At 68.9% G+C, this 16,112-nt stretch carries 13 protein-coding genes; 9 read left to right on the forward strand and 4 right to left on the reverse strand.

The window, feature by feature from the left end; genetic code table 11:
• Window positions 1-63 precede the first annotated feature (63 nt).
• Window positions 64-666 carry a YitT family protein gene (locus RZE79_RS33385; RefSeq protein ID WP_319361689.1) on the reverse strand — a complete coding sequence of 201 codons (603 nt, stop codon included), beginning with the start codon at window positions 664-666 and terminating at the stop codon, window positions 64-66.
• A 66-nt stretch (window positions 667-732) separates the two neighbouring features.
• The gene (locus RZE79_RS33390) at window positions 733-1,941 is read right to left on the reverse strand and encodes a nitronate monooxygenase family protein (protein ID WP_319362387.1); all 1,209 of its coding nucleotides are present in this window, start codon (window positions 1,939-1,941) and stop codon (window positions 733-735) included.
• 366 nt (window positions 1,942-2,307) lie between these two features.
• Here RZE79_RS33390 and RZE79_RS33395 point away from each other — a divergent pair, with 366 nt between their 5' ends.
• Genes RZE79_RS33395 through RZE79_RS33430 form a run of 8 tightly spaced genes read left to right on the forward strand, consistent with a single transcriptional unit; the run spans window position 2,308 to window position 13,531 of the window.
• Window positions 2,308-3,609, forward strand: a complete 1,302-nt coding sequence (locus RZE79_RS33395) for a nitrate/nitrite transporter (protein WP_319362388.1) — start codon at window positions 2,308-2,310, stop codon at window positions 3,607-3,609.
• A 22-nt stretch (window positions 3,610-3,631) separates the two neighbouring features.
• Window positions 3,632-5,053, forward strand: a complete 1,422-nt coding sequence (locus RZE79_RS33400) for an MFS transporter (protein WP_319361691.1) — start codon at window positions 3,632-3,634, stop codon at window positions 5,051-5,053.
• Between the two features lie 34 nt (window positions 5,054-5,087).
• Window positions 5,088-8,867 (forward strand): nitrate reductase subunit alpha, encoded by a 3,780-nt coding sequence (locus RZE79_RS33405; protein ID WP_319361693.1) that lies wholly within the window; start codon window positions 5,088-5,090, stop codon window positions 8,865-8,867.
• A 14-nt stretch (window positions 8,868-8,881) separates the two neighbouring features.
• The gene (gene narH / locus RZE79_RS33410; protein WP_319361694.1) at window positions 8,882-10,414 is read left to right on the forward strand and encodes a nitrate reductase subunit beta; all 1,533 of its coding nucleotides are present in this window, start codon (window positions 8,882-8,884) and stop codon (window positions 10,412-10,414) included.
• 15 nt (window positions 10,415-10,429) lie between these two features.
• The gene (narJ, locus tag RZE79_RS33415; protein WP_319361696.1) at window positions 10,430-11,113 is read left to right on the forward strand and encodes a nitrate reductase molybdenum cofactor assembly chaperone; all 684 of its coding nucleotides are present in this window, start codon (window positions 10,430-10,432) and stop codon (window positions 11,111-11,113) included.
• Window positions 11,110-11,904: a respiratory nitrate reductase subunit gamma gene (narI, locus tag RZE79_RS33420; RefSeq protein ID WP_319361698.1), complete on the forward strand. Its 795-nt coding sequence runs from the start codon at window positions 11,110-11,112 to the stop codon at window positions 11,902-11,904. The genes narJ and narI overlap by 4 nt, the downstream gene beginning before the upstream one ends.
• Window positions 11,901-12,785, forward strand: coding sequence for a peptidylprolyl isomerase (locus RZE79_RS33425; protein WP_319361700.1), 885 nt, complete (start codon window positions 11,901-11,903; stop codon window positions 12,783-12,785). Before narI ends, RZE79_RS33425 begins: the two co-directional genes overlap by 4 nt.
• Window positions 12,782-13,531 (forward strand): carbonic anhydrase, encoded by a 750-nt coding sequence (locus RZE79_RS33430; protein ID WP_319361701.1) that lies wholly within the window; start codon window positions 12,782-12,784, stop codon window positions 13,529-13,531. The genes RZE79_RS33425 and RZE79_RS33430 overlap by 4 nt, the downstream gene beginning before the upstream one ends.
• Here the strand turns inward: RZE79_RS33430 and RZE79_RS33435 are convergent.
• Both RZE79_RS33435 and moaA read right to left on the reverse strand, forming a co-directional pair.
• Window positions 13,528-13,941 (reverse strand): ribonucleotide reductase subunit alpha, encoded by a 414-nt coding sequence (locus RZE79_RS33435; RefSeq protein ID WP_319361703.1) that lies wholly within the window; start codon window positions 13,939-13,941, stop codon window positions 13,528-13,530. The two genes, RZE79_RS33430 and RZE79_RS33435, sit on opposite strands and share 4 nt — an antisense overlap.
• Before the next feature lie 84 nt (window positions 13,942-14,025).
• Window positions 14,026-15,204 carry a GTP 3',8-cyclase MoaA gene (gene moaA, locus RZE79_RS33440; protein WP_319361705.1) on the reverse strand — a complete coding sequence of 393 codons (1,179 nt, stop codon included), beginning with the start codon at window positions 15,202-15,204 and terminating at the stop codon, window positions 14,026-14,028.
• A gap of 366 nt (window positions 15,205-15,570) precedes the next feature.
• Between moaA and RZE79_RS33445 the strand changes: the two genes are divergently transcribed.
• Window positions 15,571-16,014 (forward strand): universal stress protein, encoded by a 444-nt coding sequence (locus RZE79_RS33445; protein WP_319361707.1) that lies wholly within the window; start codon window positions 15,571-15,573, stop codon window positions 16,012-16,014.
• Window positions 16,015-16,112 lie beyond the last annotated feature (98 nt).

Consider the following 16,112-nt stretch of genomic DNA (forward strand, 5'->3'; position numbering starts at 1 on the left):
GGCAGCTTCTTGACATGGCTCAACCAGACGGCGCGGCTGCCGGCGGCGTGCCGCCGCGCTCTTTCAGGGGCGATGGTTCCACATCAGCACCAGGTTCACCATCACGGCCGATATGACCGAATAGACGACGCGACCCGGCTCGACGACGGCGAAGGCCGCCGCCACGACCGCCGCGTCACAGGCCAGCTGCACGGTGCCGGCATTCCATCCGCACCTGCGCTGCAGGAACAGCGCGAGCACGCCGAAGCCGCCCAGGCTCGCGCCGTGGCGAAACAGGATCAGCAGACCGACGCCGATCAGCAACCCGCCGGCGACCGCCGCAAACAGCGGATGCGCCGCCTGCACGCTGAGCACGCGGCCGATGCCTTCGACCGCCAGGGAGAGGCCCGCGACGACGATCACGGTCTTCGCGGCGAAGCGCGCTCCGAACGCCCGCCACGCGAACGCGATGAATGGCAGGTTGACGACGACGAGAGTCCATCCGAGCGGCCATCCGGTTGCATAGGTGGTCAGGAACGCCAGGCCCGGGACGCCGCCGGTCAGCAGCTGGGCGCTGCGCAGCATGGCCAGTCCGAGGCCGACCAGGAGAATCGCTGTGCCGAAGCCTTGCGCATCGTTCAGAAGTGCACGCGGCGTTGGAAGGACGTTGGGCAGGTCGTGGGGCATGGCGCGGGCCGGTGATGCAGGTGGTCGGATGTCGCGCCGGGGCAAGGTCTCGGCGCCGCCTGCCGCTCAGCCCACTTTCGCGCCGAACGCGGGCGCGGCCTGAGGGCGCGTCAGCAGGCGCGCGAGCAGCTCGCGCACGCTGCGGATCTGCTCGCCGAACGGCAGCTCGCCGACGCCGCGGAAGAACAGGCCCTTCTTCACGTCGCCGCGCAGCGCGGCGGCCAGCTGCGTGTCGATGCAGAACTGCCCCCAGGTGGCAAGGCCGTCGCGCAGGCCGCACTGCGCCAGGCAGTCGAATGCGAGCGTGCAGCGTGGCTTGACATGCGCCACGCTCTGCAGCTTCGCCTCCGCCTTCAGGTAGCTCTGGAGCCACCGGGTCGCGACCGCCCGAGCCGGCAGGCCGGCCACGCTCGTGAACTCGACCAGGTCCTCGTCGCGCGCCTGCGCCAGCACGCGCTTGAACTCGGGATGCGCATCGCACTCCAGCGTCACCGCAAAGGGCGTGCCGAGCTGCACGGCGGCGGCGCCAAGCCCCTGCACGCGCGCGATGTCCTCGAACCGCCGGATGCCGCCGGCCGCGATCAGCGGGATCTCCTTCTCGATGCCTGCTGCCTTCAGGAATGCGAGGGACTGGGGAATGACGTTCTCGAAGTCGAAGCGCGGGTCGGCCAGATCGGCGATCTTCGCGGCGCCCAGGTGGCCGCCGGCGAGCCGCGGATGCTCGATCACGATGGCGTCGGGCAGGCGCTTCCTGCGTTCCCACTTGCGCACCAGCAGCTGCACGCCGCGTGCATCCGACAAGATCGGCACGAGCAGCGCATCGGGATGGTCCTGTGCGAGTTCCGGCAGGTCCAGCGGCAAGCCGGCGCCGACGACCACCGCATCGATTCCGCACTCGAGGGCGCGCGTGACCGACGGCGCGTATTCGCCCACGGCGCGCATGACGTTGATGGCGAGCAGGCCGCGCCCGCCCGAGCGCTGGCGCGCCGCGCCGATCTCGCGCGCCAGCGCCTCGAGATTGGCCGCGTTGATGTCGTCCTTGGCGCGCTGGGTCGCCGCCGCCCCCGGGGCCAGATCGCGCGTGCGGGCCATCAGGTCGGGGTGGTGGCGGCGCAGGTCGACCGACGAGATCGTGCCCATTGCACCGAGCGCCGCCACGCTGCCCGCCAGCCGATGCGCCGACACGCCCACGCCCATGCCGCCCTGGACGATCGGCAGCAGCTCGCGCCCGCCCAGACGCAGCGGCCTGAGTGCACACCGGTGCAGCGACGCCATCAGTTGGTCCGCGTCGTCGGCGGTGTCAGCGGCTGGCGCAATGGGATGGTCAGTGGTCATGGCGGGCGCGGCTGGGCGCAAGCGCGCCGCATCAGGTGGAAACCCCGCACGGTAGGACGCCTGCGCGCCCGGCGTGTTGACGAAGGTCAAGCTTCCGCACCGCCGGTGGGCCCGAGGCTTCGCCGATGCATGCCCCGGTCTATCCGCACGGCGCGGTCGTTGACGCCGATTCAGCCTGTCGTGCACGGCCGCGCGTTGCATCGGATCAGCGCCCCGCGGTCCGTTGATCTACATCAAGACCGCCCGAGAGCGCCCTCCCTAAGCTCGGCGCACATGACCAGGAGATCCCCAGTGCAGCCGCACGCCATACCCCAAAGAACACCCGATCGAAGTTCCCCGGTCACGCCCGTGCGGTCTGCGGCGCGCGCCTGGCGCGTGCTCGGCGTCAGCACGCTCGCCTTCACGGCCTGCTTCATGGTGTGGATGATGTTCGGCGTCATCGGCATCCCGATCCGCAAGGCGCTGAACCTCAACGCGACGGAGTTCGGGCTGCTGACGGCGATGCCGGTGCTCAGCGGCTCGATCGTGCGCGTGCCGCTGGGCATCTGGACCGACCGTTTCGGCGGGCGAATCGTGATGGCCTGGGTCATGGGCCTCACCATCCCCGCCATCTGGCTGCTGTCGTACGCAACGCAGTACTGGCAGTTCCTCGCGCTGGGCCTCGTCATCGGACTGGCGGGCGGTTCCTTCTCCGTCGGCACGCCCTACGTCGCACGCTGGTTCCCGCGCAGCCAGCAAGGCTTCGCGATGGGCATCTACGGCGCCGGCAACTCGGGCGCGGCGGTCAACAAGTTCATCGCACCCGCCATCCTCGTGGCCTTCGGCTGGACCATGGTGCCCCAGGTCTATGCCGCCATCATGCTCGGCGCTCTGCTGCTCTTCTGGTTCCTGAGCGCCACCGATCCGTCGCACCACAGCGCGGGCTCGGTCTCGTTCGCCGAGCAGTTCAAGGCCCTGAACGATCCGCGCGTGCTGCGCTACTGTCAGTACTACAGCATCGTCTTCGGCGGCTATGTCGCGCTGTCGCTGTGGATGGTGCAGTTCTATGTCGGCGAGTTCGGCCTCGACATCCGGGTCGCCGCGCTGCTGGCCGCGTGCTTCTCGCTGCCCGGCGGCGTGCTGCGCGCCGTGGGCGGCTGGCTCTCCGACAAGTACGGCGCCCACAGCGTCACCTGGTGGGTGCTGTGGGTCTGCTGGATCTGCCTGTTCCTGCTGAGCTATCCGCAGACCGATCTCACGGTGGCCACCGTCGACGGTCCCCGTACCTTCCACATCGGCCTGAACGTCTACGCCTTCACGGGCCTGATGTTCGTGCTCGGCATCGCCATGGCGTTCGGCAAGGCCAGCGTCTTCAAGTACATCAGCGACGACTACCCGAAGAACATCGGCGCGATCAGCGGCGTCGTCGGCCTGGCCGGCGGTCTCGGGGGCTTCGTGCTGCCGATCATGTTCGGCGCGCTGATGGATCTCACCGGCATTCGCTCCAGCGCCTTCATGCTGCTCTACGGGGTCGTATGGGTGTCGCTGATCTGGATGTACTTCACGGAAGTGCGTCAAACCGCGGTGATGGGCAAGGATGCGCCCGCCGCACCAACGTTCGCCCGCTGAACCGGGCACGCAGGAACACATCATGCACACAAGCACCACCGCCTCGGCCCCGCGCGCGCGGCGCGGCCGCGTCCTGTCGATCTGGACGCCGGAGGACAAGGAGTTCTGGGACCGCGAGGGCCAGGCCATCGCGAAGCTGAACCTCTGGATCAGCGTCCCCGCCCTGTTCCTGGCCTTCGCGATCTGGCAGGTCTGGAGCGTGGTCGCCGTCGGCCTGCCGGCCCTCGGCTTCGCGTACTCGACCAACCAGCTGTTCTGGCTCGCGGCCGCACCCGCGCTGTCGGGCGCCACGTTGCGCATCTTCTATTCCTTCATCGTGCCCGTCTTCGGCGGGCGCCGCTGGACCGCCATCTCGACCGCCAGCCTGCTGATCCCCGCCATCGGCATCGGCTACGCAGTGCAGGACAACACCACGCCCTACACGACGATGCTCGTGCTGGCCCTGCTGTGCGGCCTTGGCGGCGGCAACTTCAGCTCCAGCATGGCGAACATCAGCTTCTTCTTCCCGAAGGAGCGCAAGGGGTCGGCGCTCGGCGTCAACGCGGGCCTGGGCAACCTCGGCGTGTCAGTGGTGCAGTTCCTCAGCCCGCTGGTCGTGACGGCGGGCGTCTTCGGGGTGTTCGGCGGCGATCCGCAGACGATCACCAAGGGCGGGCAGGCGGTGCAGACCTGGACGCAGAACGCCGCCTTCATCTGGGTCCCGTGGATCGCGCTGACCTCGCTCGCCGCATGGTTCGGCATGAACGACATCGCCGACGCGCGCGCCTCCTTCGCCACGCAGGCCGCCATCTTCAAGCGCAAGCACAACTGGCTCATGTGCGTGCTGTACCTGGGCACCTTCGGCTCGTTCATCGGCTATGCGGCCGGCTTCCCGCTGCTCATCAAGAGCCAGTTCCCCGGCGTCAATCCGCTGTCCTATGCGTGGCTGGGCCCGCTGGTCGGCGCGGCGGTGCGGCCCTTCGGCGGCTGGCTCGCCGACAAGCTCGGCGGCGCGCGGGTCACGTTCTGGAACTTCGTGGTGATGGCGCTCGCCGTGCTCGGTGTGCTGCACTTCCTTCCCCAGGGCGGGGCCGGCGGCAGCTTCACGGGCTTCTTCCTGATGTTCCTCGTGCTCTTCCTGACCACCGGCATCGGCAACGGCTCGACCTTCCGCATGATCCCCGTGATCTTCCTGAACCAGGCGATGCGCGGCGTCGATGCGAAGAACCCCGACGCCGTGGCCCGCGCGACCAAGGAGGGCAACACCGAAGGCGCCGCCACGCTCGGCTTCACGGCCGCGATGGCCGCCTACGGCGGCTTCTTCATCCCCAAGAGCTACGGGACCTCGATCAGCCTGACGGGCACACCCGATGCCGCCCTCTACACCTTCGTCGCGTTCTACCTGATCTGCATCGCCATCACCTGGTGGAACTACAGCCGCAAGAACGCGCCGATGCCCTGCTGACCCACCTCAAGCACACAAGACAAAAGACCCCACCATGAGCCACTTTCTCGACCGCCTCACCTACTTCGCGCAGCCGCGCGAATCCTTCGCCGAAGGCCATGGCCAGGTCACAGGCGAAGACCGCACCTGGGAGGACGCCTACCGCACGCGCTGGGCGCACGACAAGATCGTGCGCAGCACGCACGGCGTGAACTGCACGGGCTCCTGCTCGTGGAAGATCTACGTCAAGGGCGGCATCGTCACCTGGGAAACCCAGCAGACCGACTATCCGCGCACGCGCTGGGACATGCCCAACCACGAGCCGCGCGGCTGCGCCCGCGGCGCCAGCTACAGCTGGTACCTGTACAGCGCCAACCGCGTGAAGTACCCGATGATCCGCGGCGCGCTGCTCAAGGCGTGGCGCGAAGCGCGCAAGACGCTCGCGCCCGTCGAGGCCTGGGCCTCGATCGTGCAGGACGAGGCCACGCGCCGCAGCTACCAGAGCGTGCGCGGCCTGGGCGGCTTCGCACGCGCGGGCTGGGACGAGGTCAACGAGATCGTCGCGGCCAGCAACATCCACACCATCCGCCGCCACGGACCGGACCGCATCATCGGTTTCTCGCCGATTCCCGCCATGTCGATGGTGAGCTACGCCGCGGGCAGCCGCTACCTGAGCCTGATCGGCGGCGTGTGCATGAGCTTCTACGACTGGTACTGCGACCTGCCGCCGGCCAGCCCGCAGGTGTGGGGCGAACAGACCGACGTGCCGGAATCGGCCGACTGGTACAACTCCAGCTACATCATCGCCTGGGGCTCCAACGTGCCGCAGACGCGCACGCCGGACGCGCACTTCTTCACCGAGGTCCGCTACAAGGGCGCCAAGACGGTGGCCATCACGCCCGACTACTCCGAGGTCGCCAAGCTGTCCGACCTGTGGATGCATCCCAAGCAGGGCACCGACGCCGCGGTCGCCATGGCCATGGGCCACGTGATCCTCAAGGAGTTCTACTTCGACAAGCGCACCGCGTACTTCGACGACTACGCGCGCCGCTACACCGACCTGCCGATGCTGGTGATGCTCAAGGCGCACACCCTGCCCTCGGGCGAAGAGGTCCTGGTGCCCGACCGCTACGTGCGAGCCTCGGACTTCGACGACCGCCTCGGTCAGCCCAACAACCCCGAATGGAAAACCGTCGCGCTGGCCGAGGACGGCCGCGTGGTGGTGCCGCAGGGCGCCATCGGCTTTCGCTGGGGTGCGGACGGCCGCGCCGATGCCGGCCAGTGGAACCTCGAAGCCAAGGAAGCGGAGCATGGCAGCGACGTGAAGCTCACGCTGTCGCTGCTCGACGGCACCGGCGAGGCCGGCCAGACGGCGCGGGTCGGATTCTCCTATTTCGGCGGCATCGAGAACGAGCACTTTCCGAACAACACGCAGACCGATGTGCTGGTGCGCACGGTCCCGGTGCGACCCATTGCGCTCGGCGCGGAAGGCCAGACCGCGCTGGTCGCCACGGTGTTCGACCTGCAGGCCGCCAACTACGGCGTCGCGCGCGGCCTGCCCGGGGAGATGGCGGCCGCCAGTTACGACGACGATGCGCCCTACACGCCGGCCTGGCAGGAAAAGATCACCGGCGTGCCGCGCGACCAGGTCATCACCGTGGCGCGCGAGTTCGCGGCCAACGCCGAGAAGACGCACGGCAAGTCGATGGTGATCATCGGCGCGGCCATGAACCACTGGTACCACAGCGACATGAACTACCGCGGCGTCATCAACATCCTGATGATGTGCGGCTGCATCGGCCAGAGCGGCGGCGGCTGGGCCCATTACGTGGGCCAGGAAAAGCTGCGCCCGCAGACCGGCTGGACCCCGCTGGCCTTCGCGCTCGACTGGATCCGCCCGCCGCGGCAGATGAACTCCACGAGCTTCTTCTACGCCCACACCGACCAGTGGCGCTACGAGAAGCTCGGCATGGAGGAAGTGCTGTCGCCGCTGGCCGACAAGGCCGCCTTCGCAGGCACCATGATCGACTACAACGTGCGCGCCGAGCGCATGGGCTGGCTGCCGTCGGCGCCGCAGCTGCAGACCAACCCGCAGCAGGTGGCGCGCGACGCGCAGGCCGCCGGCCTCGACGGGGCCGCCTACACGGCCCGCGCGCTGAAGGACGGCACGCTGCGCATGAGCTGCGAAGACCCCGACCACCCGTCGAACTGGCCGCGCAACATGTTCGTGTGGCGCTCCAACATCCTGGGGTCGTCGGGCAAGGGGCACGAGTACTTCCTCAAGCACCTCCTGGGCACCACGCACGGCGTGCAGGGCAAGGACCTCGGACCCGACGACGCCAAGCCCACCGAGGTGGTCTGGCACGACAAGGCGCCCGAGGGCAAGCTCGACCTGCTGGTGACGCTCGACTTCCGCATGAGCACGACCTGCCTCTACTCGGACATCGTGCTGCCGACCGCCACCTGGTACGAGAAGAACGACCTGAACACCAGCGACATGCATCCCTTCATCCATCCGCTGTCGACCGCGGTCGACCCGGCTTGGCAGGCGCGCAGCGACTGGGAGATCTACAAGGGCTTCGCGCGCACGTTCAGCGCGCTGTGCCCGGGCCACCTGGGCGTCGAGAAGGAAGTGGTGCTCACGCCGCTGATGCACGACTCGCCCGCCGAGCTGGCGCAGCCCTTCGGCGTGGCCGACTGGAAGCGCGGCGAATGCGAGCTGATCCCTGGCAAGACCGCGCCGCAGATCGCGGTCGTCGAGCGCGACTATCCGAACCTCTACAAGCGCTTCACCGCCCTGGGCCCGCTGCTCAAGAAGATCGGCAACGGCGGCAAGGGGATCGGGTGGAACACAGAGCTCGAGGTCGACGAACTCGGCAACCTGAACGGCCGCGTCACCGAGCCGGGCGCCACCGAGGGCATGCCGAGCATCGACACCGACATCGACGCCTGCGAGGTCGTGCTGCAGCTGGCGCCCGAGACCAACGGCCATGTGGCCGTGAAGGCGTGGAAGGCCCTGGGCGTGCAGACGGGGCGCGACCACACGCACCTGGCGATCTACCGCGAGGACGAGAAGATCCGCTTCCGCGACATCCAGGCGCAGCCGCGCAAGATCATCTCCTCGCCCACCTGGAGCGGCATCGAGAGCGAGAAGGTCTCCTACAACGCCGGCTACACCAACGTCCACGAGCTGATCCCCTGGCGCACCCTCACCGGCCGCCAGCAGTTCTACCTGGACCACCCATGGATGCGCGCGTTCGGCGAAAGCCTGGCGGTCTACCGACCCCCGGTCGACCTGAAGACCACGAAGGACATCCACAACATCCGCAGCAACGGAAACAAGGAGATCCAGCTCAACTTCATCACGCCGCACCAGAAGTGGGGCATTCACTCGACGTACACCGACAACCTGCTGATGCTCACGCTCAACCGCGGCGGGCCGGTGGTGTGGCTGTCGGAGGACGACGCCAAGAGCGCCGGCATCGTGGACAACGACTGGGTGGAGCTGTTCAACATCAACGGCGCCATCGCGGCGCGCGCGGTGGTGAGCCAGCGCGTCAATCCGGGCATGGTGATGATGTACCACGCGCAGGAAAAGATCATCAACACGCCGGGCTCCGAGATCACCGGCACGCGCGGCGGCATCCACAACTCGGTGACCCGCATCGTGCTCAAGCCCACGCACATGATCGGCGGCTACGCGCAGTTCAGCTACGGCTTCAACTACTACGGAACCATCGGCACCAACCGCGACGAGTTCGTGGTGGTGCGCAAGATGAACAAGATCGACTGGCTCGACGAGCCCGCGGACACCGCTGCCGCGACGGCGGCCTGAACGAGGTACCCACGATGAAAATACGCGCGCAAATCGGCATGGTCCTGAACCTGGACAAGTGCATCGGCTGCCACACCTGCTCGGTCACCTGCAAGAACGTCTGGACCAGCCGTCCCGGCGTCGAGTACGCCTGGTTCAACAACGTCGAGACCAAGCCCGGCATCGGCTACCCCAAGGAATGGGAGAACCAGGGCAAGTGGCAGGGCGGCTGGGTGCGCAAGCCCGACGGCTCGATCGAGCCGCGCCAGGGCGGCAAGTGGAGCCTGCTCATGCGCATCTTCTCCAACCCCAACCTGCCGCAGATCGACGACTACTACGAACCCTTCACCTTCGACTACGAGCACCTGCAGTCGGCGCCCACGATGAAGGCGCCGCCGACGGCGCGCCCGCGCAGCCTGATCACCGGCAAACGCATGGAGAAGATCGAGTGGGGCCCCAACTGGGAAGAGATCCTCGGCGGCGAGTTCGCCAAGCGCAGCAAGGACGCCAACCTCGCCAGCTTCGACGCGGTGCAGAAGGAGATGGTCGGCCAGTTCGAGAACACCTTCATGATGTACCTGCCCAGGCTGTGCGAGCACTGCCTGAACCCGGCGTGCGTGGCCTCCTGCCCTTCGGGCTCGATCTACAAGCGCGAGGAAGACGGCATCGTGCTGATCGACCAGGACAAGTGCCGCGGCTGGCGCATGTGCGTCTCGGGCTGCCCCTACAAGAAGATCTACTACAACTGGCAAAGCGGCAAGGCCGAGAAGTGCATCTTCTGCTATCCGCGCATCGAGGCCGGCCAGCCGACTGTCTGTTCGGAAACCTGCGTCGGGCGCATCCGCTACCTGGGCGTGGTGCTGTACGACGCCGACCGCATCCAGGAAGCGGCCAGCGTGCCGGACGAGAAGGACCTCTATGAAGCCCAGCTCGGCATCTTCCTCGACCCGCACGATCCGGAAGTGATCGCGCAGGCGCGGCGCGACGGCATCCCCGAGGCCTGGCTCGAAGGCGCGAGGAAGAGTCCCGTCTACAAGATGGCGATGGAGTGGAAGGTGGCGCTGCCGCTGCACCCCGAGTACCGCACGCTGCCGATGGTCTGGTACGTGCCGCCGCTGTCGCCGATCACCGCGGCCGCCAACGCGGGCCACGTGGGCGCCAAGGGCGCGATTCCGGACGTCACGCAGATGCGCATTCCGGTGCAGTACCTGGCCAACCTGCTGACCGCGGGCGCCACCGAACCGGTGATCCGTGCGCTCGAGCGCATGCTGGCCATGCGCACCTACCAGCGCGGCAAGCACGTCGACGACTTCGCCGATCCGGCCGTGCTCGCGCAAGTGGGCCTGAGCGCGGCGCAGGTCGAGGAGATGTACCAGGTGATGGCCATCGCCGACTACGAAGACCGCTTCGTGATCCCCTCGACGCACCGCGAGTACGCCGAGAACACCTTCGACATGAAGGGCGGCTGCGGCTTCTCGTTCGGCAACGGCTGCTCCGACGGCAGCTCCGAGGCCAGCCTGTTCGGCGGCGCCAAGCGCCGCACGATTCCGATCCACGCCAAGGTCTGACACCGGAGCGCAACAATGAAAAACCAACGCCACACCCTCCGCGCACTGGCCCTGCTGCTCGGTTATCCCGATGCGCAGGCGCGTGCCCTGATGCCCCAGCTGGCCGATGCGATGGACGCCGAGGCGGCGCTGTCGCCCGCGCGCCGCAGGGAACTGCGGGCACTGGCCCGCGCGCTTGTCTCGATGGATCCGATCGAGGCCGAAACCCAATTCGTGGAACTGTTCGACCGCGGGCGCAGCACCTCGCTGCACCTGTTCGAGCATGTGCACGGCGACTCGCGCGAGCGCGGCCCGGCCATGATCGACCTGGCCCAGACCTACGAAAAGGCCGGGCTGCTGCTCGGCCCGCACGAAGTGCCCGACCACCTGTGTGTGGTGCTCGAGTTCGCGTCGACGCAGCCGCCGGCGACGGCGCGCGCCTTCCTCGGCGAGATGGCGCACATCCTGGCGTCCATCTTCAGCGCGCTGCGCAAGCGCGAGAGCGCCTATGCGAGCGTGCTGGCGGCCATCATCGAGCTCGCCGGCCAGAAGGCCGAAGCGGTGCCGGTGGCCGACGACCAGCCGATCGACGAGAGCTGGGCCGAGCCCATCGTCTTCGACGGCTGCAGCACGAAGGGCCAGGCACGGCCCGGCGATGCGCAGCCCATCCACATCGTTCGCAAGGCGGCCGCGGCCGCCCCCAGCGGAGCCCGCATATGAAAGCCCTCGACAACTTCCTCTTCGGCATCTATCCGTACATCTGCCTGAGCGTCTTCCTCGTCGGCAGCCTGATCCGGTTCGATCGCGAGCAGTACACCTGGAAGAGCGACTCCTCGCAGCTGCTGCGCGCCGGCCAACTGCGCTGGGGCAGCAACCTGTTCCACGTGGGCGTGCTGTTCCTGTTCTTCGGCCACAGCGTCGGCATGCTCACGCCGCACTTCCTCTACGAGCCCTTCATCGGTGCCGGCAGCAAGCAGCTCATGGCCATGATCTCGGGCGGCATCGCCGGCCTGCTCGGGTTCGCCGGCGTCACGATCCTGCTGCACCGGCGGCTTTCGGACGAGCGCATTCGGGTCAACTCCAGGACCAGCGACATCGCGCTGCTGGTGCTGCTGTGGCTGCAGCTGGCGCTCGGCCTGGCGACCATTCCGCTGTCGGCCCAGCACCTGGACGGCAGCATGATGGTGCTGCTGGCCGAATGGGCGCAGCGCATCGTCACCTTCCGCGGCGGCGCGGTGGAGCTGCTCGACGGCGCGAGCTGGGTGTTCAAGGCCCACATGTTCCTCGGCATGTCGATCTTCCTGATCTTCCCGTTCACGCGGCTGGTGCATGTCTGGAGCGGCTTCGCCACGGTGGGCTATGTCTTCCGGCCCTACCAGGTCGTGCGCAGCCGCCGCGTGTTGGCGAGCCGCAAGCCGGCTTCGGCGGCCGTGCCGAGTGCCGCACCTCATTCGCCGCCGAAGACAGTGCCGGCCGGGGCCGTCGCCAAGTCGACGGGGGTGGCCTCGTGAGCGCCGGCGGATGCGGCAGCGGCGCCTGCCAGTGCCGCGAAACCGCGGCGCCGGTGCCGGCTTCAGCCCCGGTGGCCGTCGAGGCGGCAGCGAGCAAGGTCCCGACCGAAGTCGCATGCGCGGCGATCAACGGCGTTGCCCTGCACCTGCCGGGCGAGCGTCCGGACGAATACACGCTGCGCGAGCTGGCCTGGGCCGAGCTGCTGCGGCAGGAGGCCGTCGCACGCCGGTTGCTGCCGCATTCGGATGCGCACCTGGCACCGCACCTGGGCCCCGCCGAGCAGGCGGTGATCCAGCAGATGCTCGATGACGAGATCGAGGTGCCCGCGGCCAGCGAGGACGAATGCCGCCGCTACTACGCGGCGCGCAGCGCGCACTTCGCGCTCGGCCGCCGCGTGCATGCACGGCACATCCTGTTTGCGGTGACCGAGGGCATCAATGTCGCGGCGCTGGCCGCGCATGCCGAGAAGGCGCTGATCGAACTGCGCCACAAGGAGGTGGCCCCCGGCCGTTTCGCCGAACTCGCGCGCACCCTGTCGAACTGCCCGAGCGGCGCCGACGGCGGCGACCTGGGCTGGATCGGCCCGGACGATTGCGCCGACGAGCTCGCGGCCGAGCTGTTCCACACCAGCGAGGAGCTCGACGCGGTGGGCCTGCATCCGCGCCTCGTCCACAGCCGCTACGGCTTCCACATCGTCGAGGTGCTCGCGCGCGACGCGGGGCGCCGGCAATCTTTCGAAGAGGTGGGCCCGCGCATCGCGGTGCAGCTCGCCCAGCAGTCGCGCGCCAAGGCGCTGCACCAGTACATGCAGCTGCTGGCCGGCGGCGCGCAGGTGAGCGGCCTGGTCCTCGAAGGGGCGGATTCCCCGCTGGTGCAATGACTACCCAGGAACCGGACGACCTGCTCTTGCGCCTGCGCAGGTTCCGCTCCGACTATTTCCCGCGGCACCAGCAGCGCTTCCAGGACCTGGTCGCCGAAGGCCAGCATCCGAAGACGCTCTTCATCGGCTGCTCGGACTCGCGGCTGATGCCCTACCTGCTGACCGGCACCGGCCCGGGCGAGCTCTTCATCATCCGCAACGTCGGTGCGTTCGTGCCGCCGTGCGACGGTTCGCACGGGCTGCATGGCACGGTGGCCGCCATCGAGTTCGCGCTGCTCGAACTGAAGGTTGAGCGCATCGTGGTGTGCGGCCACAGCCACTGCGGCGCGATCCGCGCGGCCTACGAAGGCGTGGCGGACGAAGCGCTGGCATTGAAGTCCTGGCTGCGGCTGGCCGACGAGGCGCTGTTGCCGGTGCGTCCCAGCCCCGCCGCGCTGCGCCGCAGCGAACAACGCGCGGTGGTGCTGCAGCTCGAGCGCCTGATGGACTACCCGATGGTGCGCAGCCGCGTCGAGCGCAACGCGCTCACGCTGCATGGCTGGCACTATGTGATCGAGGAAGGCGAAGTCCACGTGTTCGACGTGCAGGCGGGCGACTTCGTGCCGGCCTCGCTCGCGTCCAACGCCGGCACCGGCCCCTACGCGCCCTATGTGGAAGGCGAGGACCACGCGCGGCGATGCGCGCACGCCGGTGACCTGCACCCCGTACGGATGGATGGTGCCCCGCAGGCGCCGGGCGCCGGCTAGCCGGCGAAGAAGCGCACGGGGTCGCCGGCCGGGTCCAGCGCCATGTAGCTGCCGAAGCTGCCTTCTTGCAGGTTGCGCACCATCGATTCGAGCGCCGCATCCACCTGCGCGTCGGACGGGTCCTGGCCGTCGCGTCCCGCGAGTGCCCCGATGAACACGAAGGCCCAGGGCGGGCACGCGCGGCGCGACTCGGCCACGAGCGCCGCAAAGTCGCTGAGCTCATCGGGCCGCTTGTCGGCGCAGGCGATCGGCACGAGGGCGCCGCCGCGCATCGCGCGAAAGCTCGCGCGCTGCGCCTCGGTCGCCTCCGTAGGCATCGTGGCCTCGGTGAACACGAACAGCAGCCGCTGCGGGTCGGGCTGGGCCGCGGCGGCGCTCAGCAGGTCGTCGAAATGGGAGGAGGAAGTCATGCCCCGTAGCGTCCACTCCGCGGGTGCCCGCGGGCTTGCGCTGGATCAACCCGCGCGCATTCGCGCCGCCGGCGTTGCGCCGGGTCAACCACCGATGTAGCTCATCTCGACGCGCCGCGCAGCGGCCGGCGGCAGCGGCCCGCCGAGGGCGCGCAGCTCCGAGTACCGGTCCGCGCGTTGGCGCCAGACCTCGGCGAGGCGCGCGCGTATGCGGTCGTCTCCCGCCGGGCCGGGCCCTTCGCGCAGCAGCGCCTTGAAGTCGTGGCCGCCGTGGGCGAACAGACAGAGGAAGAGCCGCCCGTCCGTGGAAAGGCGCGCGCGGCTGCACTCGCTGCAGAAGGCGCGCGTCACGCTGCCGATCACCCCGATCTCGCCGGCGCCATCGGCGTAGGCCCAGCGCTGCGCGGTCTCGCCCGGCGCCGCGGCTTCGAGCGGCACCAGCGGATGGGCCTGCGACAGGCGCGCGATCACGTCGGCGGACGGCAGCACCTCGTCCATGCGCCAGCCGTTGGTGGCGCCGACGTCCATGTACTCGATGAAGCGCAGCACCACGCCCGTGCCGCGAAAGCGGCGCGCCATCGGCAGAATCTCGTGCGCATTGGTGCCGCGCTTGACGACCATGTTGACCTTGATGCGCTCGAAACCGGCCTCCATGGCGGCATCGATGCCGGCCAGCACCCGGGCCACGGGAAAATCGACGTCGTTCATGCGGCGAAAGACCGCGTCGTCCAGCGCATCGAGGCTTACGGTCACGCGCCCGAGTCCCGCGTCGCGCAGCGCGCGGGCCTTGCCCGCCAGCAGCGATCCGTTGGTGGTGAGGCCCAGGTCCAACCGCTGCCCACCGGGGGTGCGCAGGCCCGCCAGCGCGGCAACCAGCCGCTCCAGGCCGCGCCGCAGCAGCGGCTCGCCGCCCGTGAGTCGGATCTTGCGCACGCCGTGCAGCACCGACAGCCGCGCGAGCCGCGTGATCTCCTCGAAGCTCAGCATCTCGGCCTGCGGCAGGTAGGCATGGTCCTTGTCGAACACCTCCTTGGGCATGCAATAGGTGCAACGGAAGTTGCACCGGTCGGTCACGCTGATGCGCAGGTCCGTGAGCGGCCGCCCCAGGCGGTCGGCCAGCGGGCCGGCCGCGGGCACAGACGGCTCCCGCAGGAACGCCCGCTGGCCGGGACGGCCGATCGCGGACAACGGAATGGTGGCGATCGCCGGCGGGGCTTGGCTTGGCAGGTTCGTTGGCGGCCTCGGCGGGCTGTTCGGTGTCATGGCGGCTCGGGGGTGTGGGGGCTCCGATGCTGCCGCGCGGCCGCGCAGGATGCCTTGCGCCGGATCAACCCCGGCATGCCTGGCCGGCCCCGGCGCTTGATCCAGCGCAAGGGCCGCGCCCGCCGCCTCTCCCAGACTCGGCCATCCCCCACGCAACACCCAGGAGTCGCCATGAAGATCTCGAAGACCGACGCATTGCAGGCCGCGTGCTTCGCACTCGCCACGCTCGCCGCCACCGCCCTGCTGGTCGTCGCCGGCCTCTAGGCCCGGCAGCTTTGCGCCGACACGCGGTTGCTTGATCCAGATCAAGCACCTCCCCGACCGCCCGGATACGCTGCACAGACCCAACGCCCCAGGAGAACGGTCATGTTCCATCGCATCCTTGTCGCCACCGACGGCTCCGAACTCGCGGACAAGGCGGTCTCGAAGGCGATCGCCCTGGCCGCGCTGTTCGAGGCGGAACTCGTCGCGCTGACCGTGGTGCGAAGACAACCCCGCAGCTACATGGAGGGCAGCAGCAGCGTCCAGTCGGAGGAGCTCGCACGCGTCGACGACGGGCGCGCCGAACAGGCGCGCTCGATGATCGAGGCGGTCGAGAAGCGCGCCAAGGCGCGCGGCATCCCGGTTCGCACGGCGACCGTGAAATCCAACCAGATCGGCGATTCGATCGTCGCTGCGGCCCGCACGCACGGCAGCCAACTGATCGTGATGGCTTCGCACGGACGCCGAGGGCTCGCGCGCGCCGTCCTCGGCAGCGCGACCGACCATGTGCTGACGCATTCCGAGGTGCCGGTGCTGGTGCTTCGCTAGCGCCGCGCGGACCGCGCAACGCCCCTGGTGGCGCGGCCGCCCCCCACCCCTGTCCCATTGACCTGTCCGGACGCGCGCCGACATTGCGGCCCTGTCCG

The sequence above is a fragment of the Variovorax sp. EBFNA2 genome, from assembly GCF_033802765.1.
Taxonomy (GTDB): domain Bacteria; phylum Pseudomonadota; class Gammaproteobacteria; order Burkholderiales; family Burkholderiaceae_C; genus Variovorax; species Variovorax paradoxus_H.